This window comes from Chryseobacterium candidae, assembly GCF_004916905.1.
GTDB lineage: Bacteria > Bacteroidota > Bacteroidia > Flavobacteriales > Weeksellaceae > Chryseobacterium > Chryseobacterium candidae.
In genome coordinates, this window is record NZ_SDLV01000013.1 from 23,976 (window position 1) to 49,565 (window position 25,590).

General features: G+C 37.4%; 29 protein-coding genes. 13 read left to right on the top strand and 16 right to left on the bottom strand.

Annotation, left to right across the window (positions count from 1 at the left end):
- The first annotated feature begins 129 nt into the window (after nucleotides 1-129).
- The 3 genes from EK417_RS07280 (at nucleotide 130) to EK417_RS07290 (ending at nucleotide 2,086) form a co-directional block, all read left to right on the top strand.
- On the top strand, nucleotides 130-537 hold the full coding sequence (locus EK417_RS07280; protein ID WP_076597090.1) for an RrF2 family transcriptional regulator: 408 nt from the start codon (nucleotides 130-132) through the stop codon (nucleotides 535-537).
- Between the two features lie 222 nt (nucleotides 538-759).
- Nucleotides 760-1,707, top strand: coding sequence for a sulfite exporter TauE/SafE family protein (locus tag EK417_RS07285; protein ID WP_228457907.1), 948 nt, complete (start codon nucleotides 760-762; stop codon nucleotides 1,705-1,707).
- An 88-nt stretch (nucleotides 1,708-1,795) separates the two neighbouring features.
- Nucleotides 1,796-2,086 (top strand): putative quinol monooxygenase, encoded by a 291-nt coding sequence (locus tag EK417_RS07290; RefSeq protein WP_034696070.1) that lies wholly within the window; start codon nucleotides 1,796-1,798, stop codon nucleotides 2,084-2,086.
- Between the two features lie 85 nt (nucleotides 2,087-2,171).
- On the opposite strand, the gene EK417_RS07295 is transcribed toward EK417_RS07290, so the two are convergent.
- Both EK417_RS07295 and EK417_RS07300 read right to left on the bottom strand, forming a co-directional pair.
- A complete protein-coding gene (locus EK417_RS07295; protein ID WP_136521761.1) occupies nucleotides 2,172-3,464 on the bottom strand; it encodes a T9SS type A sorting domain-containing protein in 1,293 nt (430 codons plus the stop codon).
- Nucleotides 3,465-3,659: 195 nt separating this feature from the next.
- On the bottom strand, nucleotides 3,660-4,466 hold the full coding sequence (locus EK417_RS07300) for a T9SS-dependent choice-of-anchor J family protein (RefSeq protein ID WP_136521762.1): 807 nt from the start codon (nucleotides 4,464-4,466) through the stop codon (nucleotides 3,660-3,662).
- Nucleotides 4,467-4,561: 95 nt separating this feature from the next.
- Between EK417_RS07300 and EK417_RS07305 the strand changes: the two genes are divergently transcribed.
- From EK417_RS07305 to EK417_RS07345, 9 genes are all read left to right on the top strand, one after another.
- Entirely contained in the window at nucleotides 4,562-6,667 is a 2,106-nt protein-coding gene (locus EK417_RS07305) for a TonB-dependent receptor plug domain-containing protein (protein WP_136521763.1), read from the top strand.
- Between the two features lie 16 nt (nucleotides 6,668-6,683).
- Nucleotides 6,684-7,799 (top strand): HmuY family protein, encoded by a 1,116-nt coding sequence (locus EK417_RS07310; RefSeq protein ID WP_228457908.1) that lies wholly within the window; start codon nucleotides 6,684-6,686, stop codon nucleotides 7,797-7,799.
- A 21-nt stretch (nucleotides 7,800-7,820) separates the two neighbouring features.
- Entirely contained in the window at nucleotides 7,821-8,699 is an 879-nt protein-coding gene (locus tag EK417_RS07315; protein WP_136521765.1) for a heme/hemin ABC transporter substrate-binding protein, read from the top strand.
- Nucleotides 8,683-9,723, top strand: a complete 1,041-nt coding sequence (locus EK417_RS07320; RefSeq protein WP_076597082.1) for a FecCD family ABC transporter permease — start codon at nucleotides 8,683-8,685, stop codon at nucleotides 9,721-9,723. The genes EK417_RS07315 and EK417_RS07320 overlap by 17 nt, the downstream gene beginning before the upstream one ends.
- Entirely contained in the window at nucleotides 9,723-10,496 is a 774-nt protein-coding gene (locus EK417_RS07325) for a heme ABC transporter ATP-binding protein (RefSeq protein WP_076597081.1), read from the top strand. Before EK417_RS07320 ends, EK417_RS07325 begins: the two co-directional genes overlap by 1 nt.
- A gap of 2 nt (nucleotides 10,497-10,498) precedes the next feature.
- Nucleotides 10,499-11,149, top strand: a complete 651-nt coding sequence (locus tag EK417_RS07330; RefSeq protein ID WP_136521766.1) for a class I SAM-dependent methyltransferase — start codon at nucleotides 10,499-10,501, stop codon at nucleotides 11,147-11,149.
- Between the two features lie 4 nt (nucleotides 11,150-11,153).
- On the top strand, nucleotides 11,154-12,182 hold the full coding sequence (locus tag EK417_RS07335) for a hemin-degrading factor (protein ID WP_136521767.1): 1,029 nt from the start codon (nucleotides 11,154-11,156) through the stop codon (nucleotides 12,180-12,182).
- A 115-nt stretch (nucleotides 12,183-12,297) separates the two neighbouring features.
- On the top strand, nucleotides 12,298-13,170 hold the full coding sequence (locus tag EK417_RS07340) for a ChaN family lipoprotein (protein WP_136521768.1): 873 nt from the start codon (nucleotides 12,298-12,300) through the stop codon (nucleotides 13,168-13,170).
- 160 nt (nucleotides 13,171-13,330) lie between these two features.
- Nucleotides 13,331-13,966, top strand: a complete 636-nt coding sequence (locus EK417_RS07345) for a peptide deformylase (RefSeq protein WP_136521769.1) — start codon at nucleotides 13,331-13,333, stop codon at nucleotides 13,964-13,966.
- 160 nt (nucleotides 13,967-14,126) lie between these two features.
- Here EK417_RS07345 and EK417_RS07350 read toward each other — a convergent pair whose 3' ends face one another.
- From EK417_RS07350 to EK417_RS07360, 3 genes are read right to left on the bottom strand one after another with little or no spacing between them, the layout of a single operon-like run.
- The gene (locus tag EK417_RS07350) at nucleotides 14,127-14,552 is read right to left on the bottom strand and encodes an organic hydroperoxide resistance protein (protein WP_136521770.1); all 426 of its coding nucleotides are present in this window, start codon (nucleotides 14,550-14,552) and stop codon (nucleotides 14,127-14,129) included.
- Nucleotides 14,549-14,986, bottom strand: a complete 438-nt coding sequence (locus EK417_RS07355) for a MarR family winged helix-turn-helix transcriptional regulator (RefSeq protein WP_076597074.1) — start codon at nucleotides 14,984-14,986, stop codon at nucleotides 14,549-14,551. Before EK417_RS07355 ends, EK417_RS07350 begins: the two co-directional genes overlap by 4 nt.
- Nucleotides 14,987-15,018: 32 nt before the next feature.
- Complete coding sequence (locus tag EK417_RS07360; RefSeq protein WP_062670959.1) at nucleotides 15,019-15,651, bottom strand: NAD(P)H-dependent oxidoreductase; 633 nt, start codon at nucleotides 15,649-15,651, stop codon at nucleotides 15,019-15,021.
- A gap of 293 nt (nucleotides 15,652-15,944) precedes the next feature.
- Between EK417_RS07360 and EK417_RS07365 the strand changes: the two genes are divergently transcribed.
- Nucleotides 15,945-16,697, top strand: coding sequence for an SDR family oxidoreductase (locus tag EK417_RS07365; RefSeq protein WP_136521771.1), 753 nt, complete (start codon nucleotides 15,945-15,947; stop codon nucleotides 16,695-16,697).
- A 6-nt stretch (nucleotides 16,698-16,703) separates the two neighbouring features.
- On the opposite strand, the gene EK417_RS07370 is transcribed toward EK417_RS07365, so the two are convergent.
- The 11 genes from EK417_RS07370 to EK417_RS07420 form a co-directional block, all read right to left on the bottom strand.
- Entirely contained in the window at nucleotides 16,704-17,015 is a 312-nt protein-coding gene (locus tag EK417_RS07370) for a hypothetical protein (protein WP_076597072.1), read from the bottom strand.
- A gap of 69 nt (nucleotides 17,016-17,084) precedes the next feature.
- A complete protein-coding gene (locus EK417_RS07375; RefSeq protein WP_136521772.1) occupies nucleotides 17,085-18,044 on the bottom strand; it encodes a protein-glutamine glutaminase in 960 nt (319 codons plus the stop codon).
- 518 nt (nucleotides 18,045-18,562) lie between these two features.
- A complete protein-coding gene (lipB, locus tag EK417_RS07380; protein ID WP_136521773.1) occupies nucleotides 18,563-19,291 on the bottom strand; it encodes a lipoyl(octanoyl) transferase LipB in 729 nt (242 codons plus the stop codon).
- Nucleotides 19,292-19,322: 31 nt separating this feature from the next.
- On the bottom strand, nucleotides 19,323-20,057 hold the full coding sequence (gene trpA / locus EK417_RS07385; RefSeq protein ID WP_136521774.1) for a tryptophan synthase subunit alpha: 735 nt from the start codon (nucleotides 20,055-20,057) through the stop codon (nucleotides 19,323-19,325).
- Nucleotides 20,058-20,139: 82 nt separating this feature from the next.
- Nucleotides 20,140-21,324 carry a tryptophan synthase subunit beta gene (gene trpB / locus EK417_RS07390; protein WP_136521775.1) on the bottom strand — a complete coding sequence of 395 codons (1,185 nt, stop codon included), beginning with the start codon at nucleotides 21,322-21,324 and terminating at the stop codon, nucleotides 20,140-20,142.
- 4 nt (nucleotides 21,325-21,328) lie between these two features.
- Nucleotides 21,329-21,874 carry a GNAT family N-acetyltransferase gene (locus EK417_RS07395; protein ID WP_136521776.1) on the bottom strand — a complete coding sequence of 182 codons (546 nt, stop codon included), beginning with the start codon at nucleotides 21,872-21,874 and terminating at the stop codon, nucleotides 21,329-21,331.
- A complete protein-coding gene (locus tag EK417_RS07400; protein ID WP_136521777.1) occupies nucleotides 21,871-22,380 on the bottom strand; it encodes a hypothetical protein in 510 nt (169 codons plus the stop codon). Before EK417_RS07400 ends, EK417_RS07395 begins: the two co-directional genes overlap by 4 nt.
- 28 nt (nucleotides 22,381-22,408) lie before the next feature.
- Entirely contained in the window at nucleotides 22,409-23,083 is a 675-nt protein-coding gene (locus EK417_RS07405; protein ID WP_136521778.1) for a phosphoribosylanthranilate isomerase, read from the bottom strand.
- 11 nt (nucleotides 23,084-23,094) lie between these two features.
- Nucleotides 23,095-23,868, bottom strand: a complete 774-nt coding sequence (gene trpC / locus EK417_RS07410) for an indole-3-glycerol phosphate synthase TrpC (protein ID WP_136521779.1) — start codon at nucleotides 23,866-23,868, stop codon at nucleotides 23,095-23,097.
- A gap of 56 nt (nucleotides 23,869-23,924) precedes the next feature.
- Complete coding sequence (gene trpD, locus EK417_RS07415) at nucleotides 23,925-24,911, bottom strand: anthranilate phosphoribosyltransferase (protein ID WP_076597128.1); 987 nt, start codon at nucleotides 24,909-24,911, stop codon at nucleotides 23,925-23,927.
- 41 nt (nucleotides 24,912-24,952) lie between these two features.
- Entirely contained in the window at nucleotides 24,953-25,555 is a 603-nt protein-coding gene (locus EK417_RS07420; protein ID WP_136521780.1) for an anthranilate synthase component II, read from the bottom strand.
- Nucleotides 25,556-25,590: the final 35 nt, after the last annotated feature.

Genomic DNA, 25,590 nt, shown 5'->3' on the forward strand with positions numbered 1-25,590 from the left:
GGAGAAAGGCAATATTGTGGTATCTAAAACCGTAAAATTACGGATAAACAAACATACCTTTTTACCCTTTTATGATGTAGATTTCCTGTCCTTTTTCAAATATTAAACAATTTTCGTATTTTTGCTTTAATGCTTTCAAAAAAATCTCAATATGCGTTTAAGGCGCTTTCATATCTTGTAGAAAAAAGAAATGAAGGTCCGATTCTTATTTCTGAAATTGCGGAACATAAAAAGATTCCTTTAAAGTTTTTGGAAAACATCCTTCTTGAATTGAAAAAAGCGGACATCCTCGACAGTAAAAAAGGAAAGGGTGGAGGATACTTTTTCAAAGAAAATCCGGAAAATGTGAAACTGGCGAAGATCATTCGTCTTGTCAATGGTCCTATTGCCATGCTTCCCTGTGTAAGTTTGAATTTCTATGAAAAATGTGATGACTGCAATGAAGATCATTGCGGGCTTCATGATGTGCTGATAGAGGTTCGCGATGCTTCCCTGAATATTCTTGAGAAAAAAACTTTAATGGATCTGGTAGATTAACCCGGTCCTTTTTTTTTGAATTAATAGTCTACTTGTTTTGTAGGATAAATATTTTATCAGATATTTGCACTACTTCAAATGAATAAACTATGATTTCAAAAGAAGAGGTAAACCCATTACAAAAGCTTACGCCCTCTAGTACTGAAGTGCATTCAGTGGCTGAATGTATTATATCCGGAAAAATTTCCTCGCAAAGAACTACAGAAAACAGATTGTCATTACATGCCTTTGTTGTCAATCATGCTGATGATGAGACAATATGGATTAAAACGGTTTTGTGATATGGTGATTTCAAGAAAAATTCAGGTAAGGTTGAATGTGCTTTTTGTGACGGCTGCTATTCTGTCCATTGTTGTTTTTTCAATGTACGAACTGGGATATCTGGAAGAATTGCAGGGTATTCTGGCCAAAGATCATTATATTTTTTACTGGATGCTTCTGGTAGGTGTTTTTGCAGAAATTGTTGCAGGTTCTATGGGAATGGGGTATGGTGTCATCTGTACTACAACGCTTATGCTTCTCAATATTCCGCCGCATATTGTAAGTGCAAGTATTCATTCTGCAGAAAGTTTCACCACTGCTGCAGGAAGTCTCAGCCACATCAAATTGAAGAATGTAAGCAAAAGCCTGGTAAAGAAACTCGCTATTCCAGCTGTAATTGGAGCTGTCATTGGAGCTGTAAGCCTTACTTATCTTGGAGAATATTATGCGAAAGTAACTAAAACATTCATTGCTTTTTACACTTTATACCTTGGATTCCAGATTTTATCAAATGTATTTAAAGAAAAACAGAGTAAAGCCCTGAAAAGAAAAACCAACCTGACCAGACTGGGTGTGATAGGAGGTTTTATAGATTCTTTTGCTGGTGGAGGCTGGGGACCTTTGGTAACCGGAACACTGATTAAAAATGCATTCACTCCAAGATTTGCCGTAGGAAGTTCCACAGTAGCCAAATTTATTCTTACTTTAACAGCTGCCATCACTTTTTTCCTGACCCTGGGAATCCAGCATTGGAATATCATTCTGGGACTTTTGATTGGCGGAATCATTACCGCTCCTTTTTCCGCAATGCTTACTGCTAAGCTTCCCGTCAAAAAAATGTTTGTGATTATCGGAACTTTGGTGATCGTAATGAGTTCTATAACTATTTATAAATCAGTTTTTAATTAAAAATTATGCGTGGTGTGGAAAAATAAAAGGGTTAAAAAGATATTCGGCTTTGAAAATATTTTACTTTTACATCACTAAATATTAGAACATGAATTTACATATCATTGCACTTTTTAAGTTTAATGAAAATTATCTGATGGACGCTGTAGAGCTGTTTCAGAATCTTGTGAAAGAAACAAGAAAAGAGGAAGGCTGCCTGCAGTACGATCTTATTGAAGATAAAGATAATAAAGGAACTTTCTTCCTGATCGAGCTTTGGGAAAGTGTTGAGCATCACAACAGGCATAACGGTCAGGATCACCTTTTAGATTTCCGTAAAGATGCATCCAAAATCATGGAAAGCTCAGTGGAAGTTTATAAAGGATTTAAGATATACTAAGACATAGAGAAAAGATAAAAGGCGGTTTCAAGAATCTGAAACCGCCCTTTTATTAGAAAAAATAGAAAGTATTAAAATAGAAAGTTTATTTTACGATAAGCTTTTTCGTCTCCGAATAGCCACCGTAAGTAATTTTTACAAGATAATTTCCTGAAGGGAGCGTAGAAAGATTCAGGTCCTGCTTATAGAAACCTGCCTGGTTCGTAAGTTCATCTGAATATACCTTTTTCCCGGTAAGATCATAAACCTCTACATTTCCCTTATTCCCTGCTTTTTCTTTAACATCAAAAAGAACCGTTACTTTTTTATCCGCGGTAGCCGGATTAGGATAAATACCGAAGGAAGCTTTTTTTCCTACTTCAGTAATTCCTAACGTTTCCGTGATCTTTTTGTATTTGAAATACATATTTCCTGTACTGGCTCCACCATTGGTAGTGAAATACATTCTGTAATAGTCGTTTCCTTTTTTAACGTAGTATACAACATCACTTTTTACTGTACCGATTCCTTTCCATGAATGTCCTACAGTAGTAATAGCTGAAGAGAAACTTGTACTGGCAGGAATAGAATTGGCTGCTGTTTGCTGTGTTTCAGGCTGTACCATTGCTACTTTTACGGTTGGACTCTGGATCGCTCCGGAAAGTGGGTACATCTGTACTCCCATATAGAATGTATAATATTTTGTGAATACAAAATCCCATGCTGTTCTGGAAGGCTCCAGATTAGGAACTTTTGCTCCGCTATCAAAAGAGAAATAGTTGAAATAAGAATCATCTGTACCGTTAGCAAGCGTTCTTGTTTCCGTAGCTCCCCATGAAGTACCATTCCATTTTGAATATCTGAAAGTATATCCTGCAAAGGCATCTTCAATAGCAAACTTAATATAAGCTCCTGAAGCATATTTTAAAACAAAAATAGCTTTCCCCTGAATATGGTGATTCATTGGGTTGTAAACTCCCCATCCTGTTGAAGGGATATTAGGATTTGGAGAGGTCACTGGCCCCTGCTCGAAAGCTCCCTGACTCCAGTCAGTGGTCTGATCCGGATTATAAAGAGGGGCTCCCCATGAAGCTTCATTGCTGATGCTGATATTATCCCAATCGGCTAAATTGGTGGAGGCGGTGTACACTTCAATATCTTTAGTATCATTAACTCTGGATCCGAATGCGTAGTTTGAGTTTCTGTAAAAAGCAATATCCCACGTATTGGCTGGCTGAGAAATCATATTACCATCTGCAAGGTTTACAAACACTCGGTTTTGATATCCGCTTCCCATAGTCATGTTTACCTGTGAATATCCCAATGCATCAGTCTGCGCCAAAACAGTCTGCTGAACAGACATTGCGAATACTGAAGCCAATAATAGTTTTGTTTTCATAATTTATTTTTTAAATCCTTATTTAGAATGATTCCACAAAAATATATAATTATTTTTAATCAGTCTAAATAAAAACATGATTTTTATCGTGTTTTTATTGTAATCATACCAATGCATAACAAAATTAGAGTAAAGAAAAAGCCGGTAAGATTTTCCTACCGGCTTTAAAAAAGGCAAATAATAGTCTGATAAACCTTATTTTTTGATGAATTTTGACTGGATTGTTTTTCCTTCCGCAGTTTCAATATTCATGTAATATACACCAGATTGAAGGGTGCTGATATCAAATCTTTGTCCGGTCAGCTTGCCTTCAGCTGCTTTTTGTCCCGCTGCAGAATAGATCTGAATGTTTTTAGGATCTTTTTTAATAATAAATTCTAAGGCTGACTGATCAGAATTTAAGGCAAACCTGAAATTTTCTGTGGATTTATTGTTGTCTGATATACCTAAAGAAGCAGTGGTATTATAAACGACATTATCTACCTGAATGGCTACGTGAGTAGCGGTAGGAGTGAACTTAAATACAATGTATGAATCTGTGGATGCCGGAATATTCACACTGATATTCTGAACTGTGCCAATAACCGATACATTAACAGGGCTTCCTACAGGAACGAAAGTTGACATATCTGCAGGATTAGACGCTACGCCTACCTGAATGCTTCCAGGACCAGGAGATGGAGACACTAATGTAGTGTCAAAAGTTAAAGTTTTATTTCCTGTTGGAGTTTCAATCTGTGGAGTAATCAGATAAGAAGAACCTGTTGCGTTGTTTCCTGCATACGACTGGACAAATCTGTTAGAATCTCCTGCTACAATCATTCTTGGAGGTACAGGAGGAAACTCACCGGTTATGGGTGCAACGATGGCAGACCATCCAGACTGTGGGAAAGTAGTATTCCCTGCTGTAAAATTGTTGAAATTTTCATTGATGTTAGATACCTGAGCATTAGCCGTTAAGGCTGTAAATATCAGAGTTCCTAAAAGTAATTGTAATTTCATAAGATTATTTTTATTTAGAATTATTACACAAAAATATATAATTATTTTTAATGAGTCTAAATAAAGTTTTATATTTGTCGAAAATTTGTACCCTTATGAAGAAGAAAGTGCTTTCCGTTCTATCATTATCCGTGGCCTTATGGATGAATGCGCAAGAAAAGGATTCTCTTTATCAAAAGAAAATTGAAGAAGTTGTTATTACAGGACAGTACATGCAGCAGTCCATTAACAAATCCATCTATAAGGTTGATGTTATTGATGCTGAGCAGATTAAAAATATGGCAGCAACGAATGTTGCCGAGGTTTTAAATCAAAGTCTTAATATACAGATCACTCCGGATACGCGTTCAGGAAATTCCACGGCCAATATCATGGGACTTAACGGTGATTATGTAAAGATCCTTATAGACAATATTCCGGTAGTAGGGGATACAGGACTGGGAAGTAATATAGACCTTACCAAAATTACCCTAAGCAATATCGAAAGAATTGAAATTGTAAAAGGAAGCATGGGGGTTGAATATGGAAACGGAGCTGTTGCAGGAGTAATCAACATTATTACCAAGAAAACCAATACAAAGAAGATCAGTGTAAGAGGCTCATTGCAGGAAGAAACAGTGAGAGACAGCTATGATCTTAAGAAAAAAGGAAACGGAAGGCATATTCAGAACCTTAATGTAGATTATAATATCAGCAATGAATGGTTTGCCAGCATCAATTTCAATCATAATCAGTTTATGGGATACGAAGGGGAAAGCAAAGGTTACAAATATTTCGGACAGGATAACCAAAGAGGGTATGAATGGAATCCGAAAGATCAGTATGATGCCTCTGCATTGTTGAGATATACAAAAAACAAAACCACATTCTTTTACAAGTTGACATATCTTAACGAAAAATTCAATTTCTATAATCCGGAGGTCAACAGAAATCCTCTTAATGACGGATTAGGCGGGGTTGCCTACGAAAGCAGAGACAGAAGATACAACACAGACCGCTGGATTCATCAGTTCAATATTCAAACTAATCTGGGACATATCCGATACATGGGGGATTTTTCCTACCAGAACCAGGACAGGAAATATTACGACTATAATTACGATATTCCGAACAGACAAATAAAGAGTCGTCAGGACGAAAAGTCTTATTATAAAACAGATGTCATCTACTCAAGAGGGATGTTCAGCAACTTCCTGGATAGTAAAGTTTTTGATTTCCAGTTGGGGTATGAATTAGACTACACCAATGGTTATGCCGCTTTAATTGCCGGAGACTTCTTTGGTGAAGCGGTAAAAAGAAAGATCTTTACCTATTCCAATTTCCTTTCTGCAGAATGGAATGTTTCAGACAAATTCTCTTTAAGACCTGGAGTAAGACTTTCCCTCAGTGAAAACTTTAATAATCAGTACAACTATTCGTTATCAGCAAGATATAAAACTTCTGAAAATTCAAATCTCCGGGCAATTGCAGGATCAGCCAACCGTTTCCCGAAATATGATGAACTGTACACGTATTTTGTGAACCTTAATCATGATGTACAGGGAAATCCGGATTTACATCCTGAAAAAGGTTTTTCTGCAGGCCTTTTCTGGAACCAGAATTTTTCAGCAGATAACGGATGGACAATCGCATACGGAGTAGATGCATTATATCTGGATGTACGTGACAGGATTGAAATGGTGATGGTAAAAGAACCTTCTACCTACAAATACATGAATCTTGATACGTATAAAAATCTACTATTCTCCACTAATATAGATTTCAGAAAAGATCGGTTTGCCCTGTCTTTAAGGGGATCTGTAAACGGAACATCGGTATCCGTGAATGATTTGAAATCTTCTTCCCCTACAGATTTCCAGTATCTGGTACAGGCGGGAGCTTCAGCAACTTATAAACTGAAAAGTACCGATACCAATTTTGCCCTTTATTACAAATTCACGGGTCCGGACAGAATGTATGTGTCAGATGGAGCGAGCGGATTCCGCCTTGGGAAAGTGGATAGTTTTCATATGATGGATTTCATTGTGAGCCAGCCTTTCTGGAATAAGCATTTTGAAATTTCTGCAGGGGTAAAAAATATATTCGATGTAACAAGACTAAACTCTACAGCGATGGCAGGTTCAGCTCATACAGCGGCGAATGGGTTTGTTAATTTATATTATGGCAGAAGCTATTTTGCCCGATTAATGTTTCAATTTTAAATAATAAGTTACGATTATGAAGTATTTAAAAATAGTATCTGTTCTTTCTATCATGGCTGCTACACAGTCTTGTCTTTCTGCTGATGAAGATCCGGTTTCGGTTTCTCCTATGACAGGATCTGAAGTAAGTGTGCAAATTGGTGGTCCTACAGAACCTAATCAGGTCTGGATTGATTTAAGTGATTATACCAATCCGGCTGTCAATAACAGAACAGACTGGGATCTTGGTTTTTATAGCGGTGATGCGTACAGAGTGATTATGAATAGCTCTCTTGCCATGACAGTGATCAAAATACCGAACGCTTCAGATATCAGTAAAGTAAAAGAAGCTGATATATCAAGTCTGAAAGACATTGCTCAGGTAGGAACATTTGATGCTGCCAATATGAAATATGTTGACAATCCTAATGGTGACTTCCTGAATCAGACTTCAGGGATTGATGCCATCAAAGAAAATGATGCCGATAATCCTGTATATCTGATCAATCTGGGAAGAGAAATACCTTCTGCAGCCAATATCGGGGCAGGTTCCGTTTCTCTGTCCGGAGATCCGAGAGGATGGAAAAAAATTCAGATACTGAGAGCTCAGAATGGATACAAAATACGCTATGCTGACGTGAATGCAGCAGAAGCAGACGTAAAAGAATATATCATTACCAAAGATACAGAATACAGCTTCTCGTTCTTCAACCTGAAAACAGGAACACCTGTAAAAATTCAGCCTAAGAAGAAAAAATGGGATCTGGCCTTCACAACGTTTACCAATGAAGTGTTCATGGGACCTGCAACCAGTGCAGGAAGCTATTTTTATGCGGATTTTGTAACAACCAATACCCTTAATGGAGTAGGAGCTTATCAGGTGACAGTTACAGGAAGTCTTGATGCTGCTTACAATGCATTTAAACTGAAAGATGTAGAACCTGCAAAATTTGTTTTCAATGACCAGAGAGCGATTGGTGATAAATGGAGAACCACTACCGGTACAGCATCCAATCCTGTGCCTTTCGTGTATGCAGACCGTTTCTTTGTATTGAAAGATGCTGAAGGTTTTTATTTCAAGCTGAGATTCAATACCATGAAAAACACAAAAGGAGAAAGAGGGTACACCAATTTTGAATTTGAACCTTTATAAATAATCAAATAATAGTAGATCATGAAAAAATTCATCCTTGCAGCTTCTGTTCTTGTAGCAGTATACTCATGCAAAAAAGCAGAGGCAGGAGCAAAAGAAAATACTACAGAAGCTTCTTCTGAAGCACCGAAAACCAATAATAAAATAGTAACACTAAACGGGGGAATTACTGAAATCGTAGCTGCTTTAGGCCACGAAAAAGAAATCGTAGGAACTGATGTTACAAGTACTTACCCTGCTTCTTTAAAAGCTACCGCTAAAGATTTAGGACACATGAGATCCATGACGATTGAGCCGATCATGGCGGTAAACCCAACATTGATTCTTGCTTCTGATAAAGATATCAATCCTGAATTAATGGGGAAAATTAAATCTTCAGGGATTAAAACTGAAGTTTTTAAACAGGAATACACAGTTGAAGGAACTAAAAAACTGATAGAGCAGGTAGCAAAAGCAATCGGAAATACAGACTATCAGAAATTAAACGATAAAATTGATGCTGACCTGAAGCAGGTACAGCCTATTGCTAAAAAGCCGAAAGTACTGTTCATCTATGCCAGAGGAAACATGCTGATGGTAAGCGGTAAAAACACGCCAATGGCTTCATTGATCGCCCTTGCAGGCGGAGAAAATGCAGTGTCAGATTTTGAAGATTTCAAACCATTGACCCCGGAAGCCGTTGTAAAAGCTAATCCTGATGTATTATTCTTCTTCGAAACCGGTTTACAGGGTGCGGGAGGAAACGAAGGAGCGCTAAAAATGCCGGGAGTATCTCAGACCAATGCAGGTAAAAATAAGAAAATTATTGCGATGGACGGAGGTTTAGTATCAGGTTTTGGACCAAGAGTAGGAGAAGCAGCAGTAGGATTAAACAAACTTTTAATTGAAAGCACGAAGTAAACTATACTTTTATCTTATTATAAGTGCGGTACTGCTTATCATTATAGCAGTGCTGTCTCTTAATACAGGAGTTTATGATTTCGGAGAAAACTCTCCGTTCAGGGCGCTGTGGCAATTGATAAAAGGAGATTCCGGTTTATCATTGAGTGATAAATATGTGATCTGGGACGTAAGAGCAGCCAGAATAATCATGGCCATTTTAGTAGGAAGCATGTTGTCGGTTTCAGGAACGAGTCTTCAGGGGCTTTTCAGGAATCCTCTGGCAACGGGAGATTTAATAGGACTTACCTCAGGAGCAACCTTGCTGGCGGCCATTGCGATTGTTTTAGGAGGACATTTCAAAGAATATCTTCCTGAAGCTGTACAATTTTCACTGGTAGGAATAGCCGCTTTTATCGGTTCTTTCTTATCCATGATGCTGGTGTACAGAATTTCAACAAGCGGAGGGAAAACCAATGTAGTGATGATGCTGCTTACCGGAGTTGCCATTACAGCTATCGGGTTTTCGATAACCGGATTTTTGATCTATATTTCAAAAGATGAACAGCTCAGAGATCTTACTTTCTGGAATCTGGGAAGCCTTGCCGCAGCAACATGGACGAAGAATATCATTCTCGCCATTGTGATCACCATCGCCTACATCATTTTATTACCCAAAGGAAAAGCCTTAAATGCAATGATGCTGGGAGAAAAAGATGCACAGCATCTGGGAATCAATGTGGAAAGACTGAAAAAGCAGATCATTATCACCGTGGCTTTAATGGTGGGAACCTGCGTGGCATTCTCAGGAACAATTGGTTTTGTAGGTCTTATTGTACCTTATATTTTAAGGCTTTTATTCAAATCCAATTATGCTTTTATTTTGCCTTTATCAGCAATATGCGGAAGTATTTTGTTACTGATGGCAGATACCTTCAGCAGAAGTATTGTAGCTCCTTCAGAACTGCCGATCGGAATTTTGACAGCCTTAATGGGAGGTCCTGTTTTTATCGCTATTTTGGTTAAATTTAAAAAATCACTGTAATGATCAAGGCACACCAGATAAATTATAAACACAAAGAATTCAGGATTCTGGATGGAGTAGATGTCTCTCTGGAATACGGTGAATTTCTCGCCATTGTGGGACCGAACGGAGCAGGAAAATCAAGTCTTCTGAGTGTATTGGCGGATGAGGTAAAATCTCTCAATAACAAGGTTTTGTTTAAAAATAAACCAATTAAAGAATGGAATATCCAGGAACTTTCAAAACACAAAGCAAAGTTTTCACAGCATAACAGCAATGATATTCCGCTTGAGGTGAAAGACGTGATCATGATGGGAAGGTATCCCTATTTCGATGCCCAGCCCGGAAAAGAAGACCTGGAAGCCATGAATGCAATGATGTACGAAACCGATATTTTTCATCTCAAAGAAAGAGAATACAACACCCTTTCAGGAGGAGAAAAGCAGCGCGTACATCTATCAAGAGTGATGGCACAGCTTGAAAATGATATCACCCATAAGGTGGTTTTTCTGGATGAACCTTTGAATAATTTAGATATAAAACATCAGTACAAAGCATTGGAAATTATCAAAAATTTCACAAAAAAAGCCAACAGTGCCATTGTTGTTTTACATGATCTGAACCTTGCTGCCCGGTTTGCAGATAAGATTTTATTAATGAAATCAGGACAGGTTTCCGCCTATGGAACTCCACAGGAAGTTTTTACTGAAGAAAATATCAGCAATGCTTATAACTTTCCCTGTACCATCTGCGGACATCCTATTACCAATAACCCAATGATCATTTTTGGATAACCATGGAAAAAGAAGAACTTAAAATCCTCGCTCAGAATCTTGCCAATCCTCAGGGAGAAAAAGGCATTGAGATCGGTGAAATGATGAATGCCACGAATATCAGCATGACATTAGAAACGATCAGAACACTTTCGATAGATGACGGCCAGCAAATCCTTGAAATAGGACACGGGAATGCCGCACACCTGAAAAGTATCATGAGCCTTGCCAAAAACCTCAGATATACAGGGATTGATATTTCTGAAACCATGCACAATGAAGCCAAAAGGCTCAATAAAGAATTTGAAAATCAGACAGAATTTGTTTTGTATGAAGGGAAAAAGCTTCCTTTTCAGGATGAAACTTTTGATAAAATATTTACCGTAAACACAGTCTATTTCTGGGAAAATCCGGTGGAATTCTTAAACGAGATCTGCATGATTCTAAAAGATGACGGAACATTCGTTCTGACATTCGGACAAAAAGAATTCATGGAAAAACTACCGTTTACGGAATATGATTTTACCTTGTACAGCAACAGCGAAATGGAAGAACTGATCTCAAAAAGTCATTTTAAGAGAATGAAAACTTCAGAAAGAGAAGAAGAAATAAAAAGTAAAACAGGAAACGAAACCCTACGAAGAATTTATACAATTTTAACCATAAAAAAGTAAAGTAATGAGCACATTAGTTAATGATTTAAAGCAAAAATGGGAAGCTCTGAAAGCAGAAAATCCACATATCAGAATAAGAAATGCAGCAGCACAGTTAGGAGTAAGTGAGGCAGAATTATTGGCAACAAGCATTGGTGAAGGAGTTACTGTCCTGAACCCGGATTTTCACGGAATCCTTACAGATGCTGAGCAGCTTGGAAAAGTAATGGCTCTTACCCGTAATGATGAATGTGTTCATGAAAGAAAAGGGACTTACCTGAACGGAGATTTCAGCAGTCCTCATGCACAGCTTTTTGTGGGGGAAGATATTGATCTCAGAATTTTCCTTAACCATTGGAAATTTGCTTTTGCTGTACTGGAAGGTGATAAGAAAAGTCTTCAGTTTTTCGGAAAAGACGGATTGGCACTTCACAAAATTTATCTGACGAAAGACAGTAATGAAGCTGCTTTCGATGTGATTGTAGAAAAATTCAAATCAGAAGATCAGAATCAGGTGCTTGCGTTTGAAGCAGCAGCTCCAAAACAGGCGGAAAAAGCAGATTCAGATATTGATGTGGAAGGCTTCAAAAAAGCATGGACAGAACTGAAAGACACTCATGATTTTTTCATGATGACAAGAAAATACGGCGTAAGCAGAACACAGGCTTTACGATTGGCTCCGGAAGGATTTGCTAAGAAAATCGATAATGCTAAAGTAGTCAACATCCTTGAAGATGCTTCTGAAAAGAATACTCCGATCATGGTTTTCGTTGGAAACAGAGGAATTATCCAGATCCACACAGGAAATGTGAAGAAAACACTTTGGCATCAGCAATGGTTCAACGTGATGGATCCTGATTTCAACTTACATCTTGATGTAACGAAAATTGCAGAAGCATGGATCGTTAAAAAACCTACTGAAGACGGAGAAGTAACCGCTATCGAAGTATTCAACAAAGAAGGTGACTTTATCGTTCAGTTCTTCGGAAAAAGAAAGCCTGGAATTCCTGAGCTTCAGGAATGGAAGGATCTTGTAGCAGCTTTAGAGAAATAATAATTAGATGATTTGAATGAGACCGTTTTGTTTGTAAAATTCAAAGCGGTCTTTTTTATGAAACGATCTGCAAGTGCCGGAATATTTGTGTAATTTGTGACTAAATATAAATAAAATGAAAAATATTTTCATAGCGATACTGCTTGCCGGTGTCTGTGCATTGAAGGCACAGGACTTAAAAGCATATCAGTTTTATGATAAAAAAGGAAAAGAAGTAAAGACAGAAAAGCTGGTAAAAGAACTGGCAGATTATGATGTGGTCTTTTTTGGTGAAAATCATAACAGTTCTATCAATCACTGGCTTCAGCTTAAAATTACGGAAGCTTTGTTTGCGAAAAAGAACGGTCAGCTGATCTTAGGAGCAGAAATGTTTGAAAGGGACAATCAGGCGCAGCTGGATCAGTATTTAAATGGGAAATTTGATGCTAAAACATTCAAAGATTCTGCCCGTTTATGGAACAATTATGCAACAGATTACAAACCTTTGGTAGATTTTGCCAAGGATAAAAAACTGAATTTCATTGCAACCAATATTCCAAGGAGATATGCCTCTCAGACTGCAAAAGAAGGTCTTGAGTCCTTAAATAAATTAAGCGAAAAAGAGAAAACCTACATTGCCCAGTTGCCAATTAAAGTAACGTTAGACACTCCGGGATATCCTGAGATGAAAAAAATGATGGGAGATCATGCAGAAGGAACAAAAGTGATGAATTTCATTTCAGCTCAGGCTACAAAAGACGCTACAATGGCGGAATCTATCCTGAAAAATTACCAGGCCGGAAAGACCTTTATCCACTACAATGGAAACTATCACAGCAAAGAATTTGGTGGAATTTATTGGTACATCAAACAGAAAAATCCCAATCTGAAAATGGCAGTTATCTCCGTTTTTGAATCAGACGATTCTGAACTGAAAGTTCCTGCCAAAGATTATATCCCGACAGATTTCAATCTTATTATCCCTGCGGATATGACAAAGACTTTTTAAACTTTCAACAGTTAGAGTGAAAAATATTCAATAGAAACGGGCTTTAGCCCGTTTATTTTTTATATCAACTTCCATTGGCTTTAGCCTAAACATAATTATTGAATACCTTTTAATCATTTTTACTCCACAATATTTACCTTTGTATCAGATTCAAAAACATATGAAAAAAATCTCTATCCTGCTGATCTTTTTTATCGGGCTGTTCAATGCACAAAAACTTACTTCCAATGAGCTTTCCATCATCAATCAGGGAGATGTTAATAGGGCGTTGCCTATCTATCAGACAACAGATGCCAATCAGCATAAAACCTTGCTGAGTATTTCTTCAGAAGCAGATCCTCTTGATCCTAACACCGCTGTTCTGGTAAAAAGAATGAAAGAATCCCTTATTTCAACAGATGGAGGAGTAGGCATAGCAGCTCCACAGGTGGGAATCAACAGAAAGATTATCTGGGTGCAGCGTTTTGATAAAGAAGGAACTCCGTTGGAATATTTTATTAATCCAGTAATTGTTTGGAGATCTGATCTTCAGAACCTCGGTCCTGAAGGCGATTTATCTATTCCTGATTTCAGAGATCAGTTTTACAGAAGCAAAGTTATCCAACTGGAATATGTGGATTTGAAAGGACAGAAATATTCAGAAATCGTAGAAGGTTTTACTGCGGTGATTTTCCAGCATGAAATCGACCATCTTTTCGGAATTCTGATTTCAGACAAAAAAGAAAAGGAGAAAAACGATTCTTATAAAAAGGTAGATGCCTATCAGAAAAGTGATGTCATGAAGGACAGAAGGTAATGATGAATGATGAATGACGAGTGAAATTCTTGAGCATTATATACATAAAAAATATTCTCAATCATCTGTGCCCATCTGAGAAATCTGTGGGAAAATAAAAAAAGGAGCTGTTTCCACGGAAACAGCTCCTTTCGTTATAACTATGCTTAAAAAAATTGGATTAATCGTTGTTGGTGACTGAAAGTTTCACCTCCATATTATTTCTGGTCGCATTAGAATAAGGACAGATCTGGTGTGCCTTTTCTGTCAACGCCTGCGCTTCTTCAAGAGAAACTCCGGGAATGTTAACATCCAGTTCTGCAGCCAGTCCGAAACCACCATTCTCAAGCTGACCTATGCTTACCTGAGCGGTTACCGTTGTTTCTCCTGTCTTTACTTTAGAAAGACTGATCACTCTGTTCAGAGCACTGTCGAAACATGCGGAATATCCTGCTGCAAAAAGCATTTCAGGATTGGCAAAATCATCATTGGCTCCTCCTAAAGCTTTTGGCATTCTAACATCAAGATCCAGCACTCCGTTTTCACTTTTTACATGGCCGTTTCTTCCTCCCTGAGCAGTGACCTGAGTTGTATATAACGTTTTCATTTATTTTCTATTTTGTTTAATATTTTTAACACGGTGTCTTTAAGATGCAGCAGCTCTTCCGGTTGTATTCCCAGTTTTTCCTGGATTTTTCCCGGAATCTCACAAGCCTTCTGCTGAAGCTTTTTCCCGGCTTCGTCTAAAAATACTTCAACCACTCTTTCGTCCTCTTTTTTTCTTTTGCGGATAATAAATCCTTTAGACTCCAGTCTTTTAAGGAGAGGTGTTAAAGTACCACTGTCCAGAAACAGTTTTTCTCCGATATGGGTTACCGTAAGCCCGTCACCATCCCATAATATCATCATCACAAGATACTGAGGATATGTAATGCCGAGTTCATCAAGAAATGGACGGTAAAGCCCCGTAATCTCTTTGGCAATGACATATAGCGGAAAGCAAATCTGATTTTCCAGCTTGGGTGTTTTCGGGTTTTCCATAATGTTTGAGTACGAAAGATTCGATGAAGGTATTACTTTTTTATGATAAATTCATCCATTGGAATTCTGACTTTTTTCATAGTAGAAAGCCAGTCATTCGCTTCGTCACGGTATCCAAGATATAAAAGGCTTACACTTTTTAATCCCAGTTCTTTTAGTCCCAGTACTTCATCTACCACCTCATTGCTGAATCCTTCTGCCGGTGTACTGTCGATTTTAAGCTCTGCAGCCTGCGCAAGGGCAATTCCTAAAGCGATATAAGTCTGGCGTGCAGTGTGTGCAAAATGCTCTTCGGGAGTCTGTGCACCGTATATTTCTTTTATTTTATCGGTATAGCTCCCAAAACGTCCTCTCGGAAGGTCTCTTACATCCGTGTGATAATCGTAAACTTTGTCAATTTTTTCATTAGAATAACTGTCCCATGCTGCAAAGACCAAAACGTGAGAAGAGTCTCTCATTACTTCAGGGTTTAAAGCTCCTGCTACCATTTTTTCTTTCAGCTCCTGGTTTTCCACAACAATAATTCTGAAGGGCTGCAATCCCGATGAAGTAGGAGCCAGTCTTGCTGATTCTAAAATCGTATTAAGGTCTTCCTGTGATACTTTTTTGGTCGGATCATAAGCTTTTACTGCATGTCTCCAGTTTAAATTTTCTATTAATGACATTTTTCTTTTTGTTTTTAAATTAAACTACTTGGCGATTATTAAACTTCATGATTTTACGTTGAAGTAAATTAACAGTACAAATGTACGCTCAATTTAATTGTGTACAATTTAATTTTAAAAGATTTTATTGATGACAATTATTGATGAACTTTAAAAATATAAAAGAAAAAGAGCAAAATAGCTCAGAGTCATAGGTGAATAAGGTATTTCACGATTCAGTCAATTCCGCATGATTCGGATTTTTTCAAAGTCTTAGTATTCCAATCTTTGCAATAGAATTTAAACTTAAAACAATGCAGAGATTTAGAAACAAAACGGCTTTAATTACAGGAGGAACCAATGGAATGGGTTTGGCTACCGCTCAGAAATTTATTGATGAAGGAGGATCAGTGATAATCACCGGACGAAGTGAAGAAACGGTGAATAGAGCTTTAGAGAAACTTGGAGAAAAGGCTTTCGGAATTGTTTCCGATGCCGGAAATATGAAAAATCTGATGAACCTGCAGCATGAAATCAGAAAATATACAGAACAGATTGATCTGGTTTTTGCCAATGCAGGATATGGAAGATTTGCTCCCCTGGAATATGTGGATGAAAATCACTTTGATGAACTGTTCAATATGCTGGTCAAAGGACCGTTTTTTACGGTACAGCAGGTGTTACCATTAATGAAAAACGGCAGCTGCGTTATTTTCAATACTTCAATGGCCACAGATATTGCTATGGCTAATTTTTCAGTGTATTCTGCAGCAAAATCTGCGGTGCAGTCGTTGATCAAAACATTTGCTTTGGAACTTACAGAACGCGGCATTCGTGTCAATGGAGTAAGTCCCGGGCATATTAAAACCAATATTTTTAATAATACGGGCTTAACCGGAGATCAGATTGATAGTGCCATTGATGAGATTATTCCCACGATTCCTTTTAAAAGACAGGGCGAACCGTCAGAAATAGCCAATGTAGTTCTGTTTCTTGCTTCAGAAGAAGCTTCCTATATTCATGGAGCAGAAGTGAAAGTGGATGCCGGAATTTCGGTGATCAGATAATCCTGATTATTTGACTTCTTTAATTTCTTTGATGATATTGGTTTTATTTTCAATACCGATATTATAGGTCTTACCTTTTTTAAAGCTTTGGGTTGCTTTTTCCATAAGGCTTTTGTATTCCGGTGATTTTTTGGAAAGATAAAAAACCTGAGCACTGATTCCAATAGCGACACGTACCACTTCATTCGGTTTGTCGGGATCTTCCATGATATTTGAAATGGTGGCATTATTGTACCACGTTAAATTCTGCGGAGTGGAACTACCGGAACAGGATGTGATCATAATAAATAGCAATAATAAATAGGACCAGGCTTTCATAGCAAATAGTATTAAGTAAAAAGCTCCTGCAATATATCAAAATGTAAGCAGGAGCTTTCTATAAATTAATTAAAATCCACAGCTTGCCACACTAGGAGCTGGGGAAGGAGAACATCCTGAAAGGGATGAAAATTTAGTCAATACACAATTGGTATTTACATAGTTGTTGTCATACAGTAAAGAACCGGCTGGACTTCTGTAGTATACGTTTCCTGCTGTATTGGCATAAGAAGAAACAGAAGCAGATCCACAGCTTGTATTGGTACATGCAGCTCTCCATGCAGCGTCAGTTACAGGTCCGCTGGAGAATAATGATGGGTCAATGATTCTTTTTTCAACAATTCCTGAAGCATTTTTGAAGCTTACCAAAATGGCTACGTGATATACCCATGAAACACAGCATGTTCCTGTAGATGCTCTAAGGTTACCATACACGAATTGCTTTTCACAATCGTAACCTGCATTCAAAAGGATTTGTCTCATTTTGTGCGCTCTTGCATAGCAGCCATCCACAGGATATCTGAAAGTGATACATGGTGAAGAGGCGGTAGAAGTTCCACAAGCCTGATTTTTAATCTGTGCAAAAAGACTGTTTAACGTCGCCAGATTAGGAATGATACTTACTGCCTTATTACTTTCCCCTCTTTCTTCTTTGTTGAATACAGATTTGAAATAAAGGATATCATCAGCAGTTGCTTTTTCTACCTTTGCGATTTCGTTAGAATTGGCTTTCAGGAAAATCTGAACAGGAGTTTCGTTTTCTACAGCTTCTTTGATCATGGAGATATAGCCCGCATTTTCTTTAGTATCTTTAATTTGATACGGTTGCGCTGAAACCATCAAGGAAACTTTAAACTTTCCATCTTCTTTTTCAATCCCTACCGGAACAGTTTTGCCGAAATCTTTCATTGCGATTTCATTAGATTCTTTAGCAACAAGATTCGGATCCTGATTGGCACCTGAATCTGAGCAGGAATTAAAAGACAGTAACGTCACGAATACCATCATGGATAACAGAAATTTTTTCATAGTTTTTATATTTTGTGGTTAGTTTTTCAGTGAACTTTTTAATTATGATAGTTCACTATTTTGTGATATTAAAAATAGTAAAAATTAAAATATATGCAATATTTTTTTTGAGAAAAATACATTATTCTATTGTTTTATTGATTTTATAATATTGAAAAAGATGAAAAAATGATCGTTTTTATAGGGATATTCAATGGAAATAGAAAATTTTTAAAATGGTAAAATCGGTTGTTTTTTACGCCTTGGTTTCCTACGGAATAGACAAGTTGGATGGATAATTCATCACTAGAATACGGATGTTTTTAGTACGTATCTTTTCTTTACTCGCTTTGTCATTTCATAGGAATCTAAACTCTTATTTTATCCTCATTCATTATTACAGGATTTCTGAATCTGGATTCCTTTGGAATGACAAACGTTGTGGATAGTCTAAGCGAATAAAAATAACATTATCATAAAACTAAAAACCCGGGTTTAACTATTGAACCCGGGTTTATTATATTGTAAGTAAACTTTGACTATTTATAAAGCAATTCTGCTTGGAAAACGTCTGCGAAATGCTTTCTGATCTTTGCTTTCAGTTCTTCCATTTCTTCCGGTGTGAGTTCTCTTTCAAGCTCTCTTTTTAAAGAAGTAACCTGCTTATCCTTAATCCCACATGGAATAATGTATTCAAAATAACGCATATCTGTATTCACATTCAGTGCAAAACCATGAAGAGTTACCCATCGGGAAGCTTTCACTCCCATAGCACACATTTTTCTGGCGTAAGGTTTTCCTACATCCAGCCAAACTCCGGTCTCTCCCGGGGAACGTTCTCCTTTAATACCATATTCGGCAATGGTTCTGATGATCACTTCCTCCAGATTCCTCATATATAGATGAATATCTGTGAAAAAGTTTTCAAGATCCAGAATAGGGTAGCCTACAACCTGTCCGTAACCATGGTACGTAATATCTCCGCCACGGTTTACTTTCACAAACGTAGCATCAATTTCTTTCAGCTTATCAATACCGGCAAGCATATTTTCTTCGTGTCCGCTTTTTCCTAATGTATACACGTGAGGATGTTCCACAAAAAGAAGGTGGTTGGGAGTAATACTATGCTGTTCTGCAGGAAGATCCCTGTTTTTTATTTTGGTATCAATGATGTTTTTCATCAGTTGTTCCTGATAATCCCAGGCTGGCTGATATTCTTTGACTCCTAAATCTTCAAATTCTACTGCTTTATTTTGATTTGTATTCATTTCAATTTTTGATATACAAATTTAGTGAATTTTACCCTTTTATGGAATGGATAAAATCTATGACACTTTTCTTCCAGTCTCTATCCTGAAGCAAAATATTCACAAAAGCGGTTCCGATAATACCGCCATCCGCTTTTTCCGTTACATTTTCAAAATCTTCCTTAGACTTAATTCCAAATCCTATCATTACCGGGTTTTTAAGTGGAAGAGATGCAAGTCTGGAAAGATAATTCTCATTTTTTAAAACCGCATTTTCATTTCCGGTGGTAGAAGAAGAGCTTACCGCATACAGAAAGCCTGAACTTAAAGAATCCAGATAGATCATCCTTTCATCAGAGGTTTCCGGGGTTACAAGAAAAGTGAAATTAAGATGATACTGTTTTAAAATATGCTGATAATTTTTCTCAAATTCAATAGGAGGAAGATCGGGTAGGATCAATCCTGAAACACCGCTTTCCGCACATGCAGCACAGAATTTCTCAAATCCGAAGCTCAAAACCGGATTGATGTACCCCATCAGAATAACCGGAATTTTGATTTCGTCTTTGATTGCTTTCAATTGGGAAAGGAGTTTTTCAATCGTCATTCCGTTTTGTAACGCCAGTTCATGAGCTTTCTGGATCACAGGGCCATCTGCCACAGGATCAGAATAAGGCATCCCGATTTCTATCATATCTGCTCCGGAATCCTGAATCAGTTGTATAATATCAGCGGTATCTTCCAGTTGCGGAATTCCTGCTGTGAAGTATATATTTAGTTTTTTCATTTTTTTTTTATAGAAGTTAGAAGTTAGAAATTAGAGGTTAGAAGTTAGAAGGTGAATACTTGTTATTACTAATTTCTAGTATCTAACTTCTAATTTCTTTAAGATACGTTTCCATATCCTTGTCTCCACGGCCGCTCAGGCAAATCACCACAACATCATTTTCATTAAATTTCTTCTTATCCAGAATAGCCAGTGCATGAGAACTTTCCAATGCAGGAATAATACCTTCCAGTCTGGTAAGCTCAAAGGCACATTTTAAAGCCTCGTCATCATTAATGCTAAAGAATTCAGCTCTTTTTTGTTTAAATAAATGCGCATGGAAAGGTCCTATCCCCGGATAATCTAATCCTGCAGAAATAGAATGCGGCTCAATGACCTGTCCGTCTTCCGTCTGCATCAGAAGGCTTTTGCTTCCGTGAAGAACTCCGAGTGTTCCTAAAAATGTTGTTGCTGCAGATTTTCCTGAATCTACACCCAGACCTCCGGCTTCAGCAGCAATAATTTTTACTTCTTTCTCTTCTACAAAATGATAAAAAGTTCCCGCAGCATTACTTCCTCCGCCCACACAGGCAATCACATAATCAGGATTTTCTCTGCCGGTTTTTTCTTTAAGCTGCTCTTTGATTTCTTTTGAAATAATGCTTTGAAATCTGGCTACAAGATCAGGAAAAGGATGAGGTCCTACAACACTTCCAATCACGTAATGGGTAGTTACAGGATTGTTGATCCAGTCTCTTAATGCTTCATTTACCGCATCTTTCAGCGTTTTTGATCCTGAAGTGGCAGCTACCACTTCTGCCCCCAGCATTTTCATTCTTGCCACGTTGGGGGCTTGTCTCTGGATATCAATTTCTCCCATATAAACAATGCACTCAAGACCAAGCAAAGCACACGCTGTAGCTGTGGCAACACCATGCTGTCCTGCTCCGGTTTCAGCAATAATTCTGTTTTTTCCGAGGCGTTTTGCCAATAAAACCTGTCCCAGAGCATTATTGATTTTATGAGCTCCGGTATGGTTGAGGTCTTCACGTTTTAAGTAAATCTGAGTCTTATATTTATTACTCAGATTTTTAGCAAAATATAATGGGGTAGCCCGCCCAACATAGTTTTTAAGTAAATCCTGATATTCATCCTGAAAATCTTCAGATTCTATGATTTCGAGATAGTTTTTTTGCAGTTCTTCTACATTAGGATAAAGCATTTCGGGGATAAAAGCTCCTCCAAATTCTCCATAATATCCGTTTTCGTCGGGGTTTTTATAATTCATTTTTTTATTCTTTAGTCATTAAATAAGCATTGTTTTGTGAATTCAGCTGATTGAGCCGTTCTTTTCTTTCCTGTGTTGTATGAAAAATCAAAATATCATCATCTTCAGCATTCACCCACTCTGAATCCACATTTTCTTTGATCATTTTGGCTTTGTCGTGTAGAATTTCTACATCACACTTTTCATAAAAAATACGAAGATCCGAATGGCAGAATCCAATTGTTTCCAGATTTCTCTGAGTAACATTTTCTTTGAAATAACGAACCAAAGCAGCTCCATACCCTTTCTTTTTATGAGCAGAAACCAGCCCTACAGCCTCTGCAAAGGAGTAATCTGTATCTGCTATTTGTATGGTGAAATCAAAATTCACTCTCATAATGGCCAGTATATTTTCATCCGTATCCATCAGAAAATGAAACTCTGAATCTCTGAAAAAAGAGCGGAAATAGGATGAATTCATGGTGCTCCAGGCAGAAATATCCCAAAGCTCCAGAATATGTTTTATTTCTGCTTCTGTTAAATCTTTCGTTTTTTTTACTTGATATTTCATGGGTTTAAGCTGTTAATAAAGGTGAGGTGGTAATCGTACTGTTGTTTCGTAATCAGCTTTTTATAATATAACAATTCTATTTTATGTGTTAAATCAATTAAGGTTGCCTTATCTATTTCCGACTGATACATGGTAATGGCAATTTCCAGATTATCAATTAAAAAATAAGGATCGGAATCTTCATACAACAGAAAAATTTTAGCATAAATCAATCCCAGGTCATACTTTACACTTGATCTTACATGATTTTCTAAAAATTTATCTGAAATAATGACCAGATAATAGCTGTTCCATAAGCTGATTCTTTCAAAAAAATACTGGATATCACTTTCTTTAAAATCTTTAATAATACAAATGAAATCAGACAATAATCCTCCCACTTCCCAATGTTCTGTATTGCTGTCGTTCTCAGAAACAAAGCGGTACAGATTCTGAATTTTATCATTCCCGAATTTAGGCGGAAATAATGTTTTATAAAATGTCTTCTTTAGCAAATGTATATTCATCCTTGTGTGTTTTTATGTGTTATTTATTTTACTGAAACAGGGTTTTAAACTTTCTTATTCTGTCGATATTTTTACTGCCGGGTTCTGTTTCAAATTTTGAATTGATATCTACAGCGAAAGGCTGTTGTTTCAATGTATCAATATTCCCTATATTTTCCTCGGAAATACCGCCGCTTAAAAAGTAGGGCAGAGGGATGTCGAATTCATTCAGAATACTCCAGTCGAATTGTTTTCCCGTTCCGCCGAAGGCTTTACTGTCAGTATCGAATAGGTAGTAGGTGACAGGTGGCAGATTGGAGGTAAACGTTTGTGCTATTTTATCTTTATTATCAGAATCAATATCTCCTATTCTGATGACTTTAATGATTCCAACCTCAGGATTTAGTTTTTGTCTTAATCCGGCAATGAAATGATTGCTTTCATCACCATGAAGCTGAACGAAATTCAATCCTGCCTGCTGAACTGCTTTTAAAATGACATCTGTTTCTTCATTAACAAAAACACCTGTTTTTCCCCGATGCTCAATAGCTGAGATCTCTTCCATACTCAGATGATTCAAAACATATCTCGGGGATTTTTCATAGAAGATGAAACCGAGAAAATCTACACTCATAGAAATCAATTCCTGAATCTGATCCGGTTTTGTAAGACCGCAGACTTTGAGTTGAGGTGGCAGGTTAAAGGTTTTAGGTGGCAGGTTCATTGGTATTGAGTTTAAATTTGAGAAGCAAATTCTTCAAAAGCGTTGGCCGGATCTGTATTTTTCATGAAATATTCGCCCATCAGGAAACCGTCAAATCCTTTTTCTTTTAAAAATTGAAAATCTTCAAGACTGTAAATGCCGCTTTCCGCAACAGATAAAACTCCTTTTGGAAGCTGGTTTTTCAGCTGGACAGAATGCTGCAGATCTACTTTGAAATCTTTAAGGTTTCTGTTATTAATTCCTGCTAAATCAATTTTCGAATTGAAATGTTTCAGTTCATCTTCCGTATGAATTTCCAGTAAAACCTCCATTTTCAGTTGATGAGCTAATTCTGTAAATTCCTGTACCTGATTAGGTGAAAGACATGAAGCAATCAACAGAACAACATCTGCTCCTATACTTTTTGCTTCATAAAACTGATACTCGTCAATCATAAAATCTTTTCGCAGAATCGGAATGGTAATCTCATTTCTTACATCCAGAACATCATTTAAATTTCCTCCGAAATAATCATGATCAGTCAGGATAGAAATTCCGCTTGCTCCAAATTTTTCGTAAGCTGAAACTACTTCCAAAGGCTTTACACTATTGTTTATGATTCCTTTTGAAGGAGATTGTCTTTTAAATTCAGCGATAATTCCGCTCTTATTTTTGATAGATTCTTTCAGAGAACAGGTTGGTCTTCCAAAAAAAGCCGTGTTTTTTAAATGATCAAGAGAAATGCGTGATTTTGCTGCTGCAACTTCCTCTTTTTTTCGTTCAATAATTTTATCCAGTATAGTCATTTCTTGTGTTTAATTTTGGTCAATAGTGAATTTTGCTTCGCAAGTGAATAATGAATTTAATTAATCAAAAGATTAAAACTGTTTAATGCTTTTCCGCTGTGCAGACTTTCCTGAGCGAGCAGAAGACAGTCATCATACGTCCCGAATTGATGAGTGTTGTACAGAGCTACTGAAGCATTGGCCAGGATCACAGAGTTCTGCTGTTCCGTACCTTTTCCTTCCAGAATATTCATAAATATTTTTGCGGTTTCCTGAATGGAGTTTCCTGCTTTAATATCCTCCAGCGTTACCGGGTTGAAGCCTAAATCTTCCGCAGAATAGATTTCTTCACCGTTTTTTGTGATGATTTTGCTGTCATCCGTAAGGCTTATTTCATCATATCCATCCAGACCATGTACAAGAATAAAGTCACGTTCCTCTTTCTGAAGCAGATACTGATAAATTCTTGCAATTTCCAGATTGTAAACTCCAATCATGGAAAATTTTGGTTTTGCCGGATTTACCAATGGACCCAAGAGATTAAAAAATGTCCTTAATCCTAAAGACTTTCTCAATAAACCAACCGATTGCAGTGCAGGATGAAAATAAGGAGCATGCAAAAAGCAGATGTTGGCTCTTTCCAGATCTTCATTCAATTGTTCTGAACTGCTTTTAAACTGATATCCCAGTTCTTCCAGCACATTGGATGAACCTGTAGTGGTAGAAGCTCCGTAATTTCCATGTTTTGTTACCTTCTGTCCGGTTCCGGCTACTACAAAGCTGGCAAGCGTTGAGATATTAATGGTGTCTTTTCCGTCTCCTCCGGTTCCTACAATGTCAATGGCATTACCGGCATCTATATCTACAGAAACGGCCATCTGTAATAATGCTTCTCTGAAGCCTTCCAGTTCTGTTAATGTGATGCTTCGCATCAGGAAAACACTGATGAAAGCCGTCACTTCCGCAGCATTGAATTTATTCTGTGCAATCTCAATCATCATAGCTTTAGCTTCAGATTTGGACAGCGTATTATGGTTGAACAGGTATTGCAGTATTTCTTTCATTTGTGGTGTTTTTATGTTTGTTGAAGGACTTTCTGAGATTTTCATGACAACAGAAAGTTTTTAATGATTACTTCTCCTTCCGGAGTTAAAATGCTCTCAGGGTGAAACTGTACTCCGTGTACATCATAGGTTTTGTGCTGCAAAGCCATGATCATTCCGTCTTTATCTACAGCCGTTATTTCCAGTTCTTGCGGGAAACCTTCAGGGTTTACTGCCCAGCTGTGGTATCTTCCCACTTCCAGTCCTGAACTTAAATCTTTGAACAATTTGGTATTTTCTTTTACCAGTTCAGTAGTGGTTGCTACTCCGTGGAAGATCTCAGTCAGGTTGATCAGGTTTCCTCCGAAAGCTTCAGCGATGGCCTGCTGGCCAAGGCATACTCCAAAAATACTTTTGGTAGGAGCATATTCTTTAATAAGGTCTAATAAAATACCCGCTTCTTCAGGAATACCGGGACCTGGAGAAAGGATGATTTTATCATATTTACCAATCTCTTCCAGGGTAATTTCATCATTTCTTACCACATCTACTCTTTGGTTCAGAATTCTTTCAATAATCTGGACAAGGTTATACGTAAAGCTGTCATAGTTATCGAAAACGAGAACTTTAAGCTGGGGCTGTTGAGTGTTTATATTGTTGTTCATTGCTTTTTTGTTATGGAGTTGCTGGTTAATAGTAG

Excerpts from the sequence above, each read along its gene's own strand:
- EK417_RS07280 (WP_076597090.1), top strand. The coding sequence starts at position 130 with ATGCTTTCAAAAAAATCTCAATATGCGTTTAAGGCGCTTTCATATCTT.
- EK417_RS07285 (WP_228457907.1), top strand. The coding sequence starts at position 760 with ATGCCTTTGTTGTCAATCATGCTGATGATGAGACAATATGGATTAAAA.
- EK417_RS07290 (WP_034696070.1), top strand. The coding sequence starts at position 1,796 with ATGAATTTACATATCATTGCACTTTTTAAGTTTAATGAAAATTATCTG.
- EK417_RS07295 (WP_136521761.1), bottom strand. The coding sequence starts at position 3,464 with ATGAAAACAAAACTATTATTGGCTTCAGTATTCGCAATGTCTGTTCAG.
- EK417_RS07300 (WP_136521762.1), bottom strand. The coding sequence starts at position 4,466 with ATGAAATTACAATTACTTTTAGGAACTCTGATATTTACAGCCTTAACG.
- EK417_RS07305 (WP_136521763.1), top strand. The coding sequence starts at position 4,562 with ATGAAGAAGAAAGTGCTTTCCGTTCTATCATTATCCGTGGCCTTATGG.
- EK417_RS07310 (WP_228457908.1), top strand. The coding sequence starts at position 6,684 with ATGAAGTATTTAAAAATAGTATCTGTTCTTTCTATCATGGCTGCTACA.
- EK417_RS07315 (WP_136521765.1), top strand. The coding sequence starts at position 7,821 with ATGAAAAAATTCATCCTTGCAGCTTCTGTTCTTGTAGCAGTATACTCA.
- EK417_RS07325 (WP_076597081.1), top strand. The coding sequence starts at position 9,723 with ATGATCAAGGCACACCAGATAAATTATAAACACAAAGAATTCAGGATT.
- EK417_RS07330 (WP_136521766.1), top strand. The coding sequence starts at position 10,499 with ATGGAAAAAGAAGAACTTAAAATCCTCGCTCAGAATCTTGCCAATCCT.
- EK417_RS07335 (WP_136521767.1), top strand. The coding sequence starts at position 11,154 with ATGAGCACATTAGTTAATGATTTAAAGCAAAAATGGGAAGCTCTGAAA.
- EK417_RS07340 (WP_136521768.1), top strand. The coding sequence starts at position 12,298 with ATGAAAAATATTTTCATAGCGATACTGCTTGCCGGTGTCTGTGCATTG.
- EK417_RS07345 (WP_136521769.1), top strand. The coding sequence starts at position 13,331 with ATGAAAAAAATCTCTATCCTGCTGATCTTTTTTATCGGGCTGTTCAAT.
- EK417_RS07350 (WP_136521770.1), bottom strand. The coding sequence starts at position 14,552 with ATGAAAACGTTATATACAACTCAGGTCACTGCTCAGGGAGGAAGAAAC.
- EK417_RS07355 (WP_076597074.1), bottom strand. The coding sequence starts at position 14,986 with ATGGAAAACCCGAAAACACCCAAGCTGGAAAATCAGATTTGCTTTCCG.
- EK417_RS07360 (WP_062670959.1), bottom strand. The coding sequence starts at position 15,651 with ATGTCATTAATAGAAAATTTAAACTGGAGACATGCAGTAAAAGCTTAT.
- EK417_RS07365 (WP_136521771.1), top strand. The coding sequence starts at position 15,945 with ATGCAGAGATTTAGAAACAAAACGGCTTTAATTACAGGAGGAACCAAT.
- EK417_RS07370 (WP_076597072.1), bottom strand. The coding sequence starts at position 17,015 with ATGAAAGCCTGGTCCTATTTATTATTGCTATTTATTATGATCACATCC.
- EK417_RS07375 (WP_136521772.1), bottom strand. The coding sequence starts at position 18,044 with ATGAAAAAATTTCTGTTATCCATGATGGTATTCGTGACGTTACTGTCT.
- lipB (WP_136521773.1), bottom strand. The coding sequence starts at position 19,291 with ATGAATACAAATCAAAATAAAGCAGTAGAATTTGAAGATTTAGGAGTC.
- trpA (WP_136521774.1), bottom strand. The coding sequence starts at position 20,057 with ATGAAAAAACTAAATATATACTTCACAGCAGGAATTCCGCAACTGGAA.
- trpB (WP_136521775.1), bottom strand. The coding sequence starts at position 21,324 with ATGAATTATAAAAACCCCGACGAAAACGGATATTATGGAGAATTTGGA.
- EK417_RS07395 (WP_136521776.1), bottom strand. The coding sequence starts at position 21,874 with ATGAAATATCAAGTAAAAAAAACGAAAGATTTAACAGAAGCAGAAATA.
- EK417_RS07400 (WP_136521777.1), bottom strand. The coding sequence starts at position 22,380 with ATGAATATACATTTGCTAAAGAAGACATTTTATAAAACATTATTTCCG.
- EK417_RS07405 (WP_136521778.1), bottom strand. The coding sequence starts at position 23,083 with ATGAACCTGCCACCTAAAACCTTTAACCTGCCACCTCAACTCAAAGTC.
- trpC (WP_136521779.1), bottom strand. The coding sequence starts at position 23,868 with ATGACTATACTGGATAAAATTATTGAACGAAAAAAAGAGGAAGTTGCA.
- trpD (WP_076597128.1), bottom strand. The coding sequence starts at position 24,911 with ATGAAAGAAATACTGCAATACCTGTTCAACCATAATACGCTGTCCAAA.
- EK417_RS07420 (WP_136521780.1), bottom strand. The coding sequence starts at position 25,555 with ATGAACAACAATATAAACACTCAACAGCCCCAGCTTAAAGTTCTCGTT.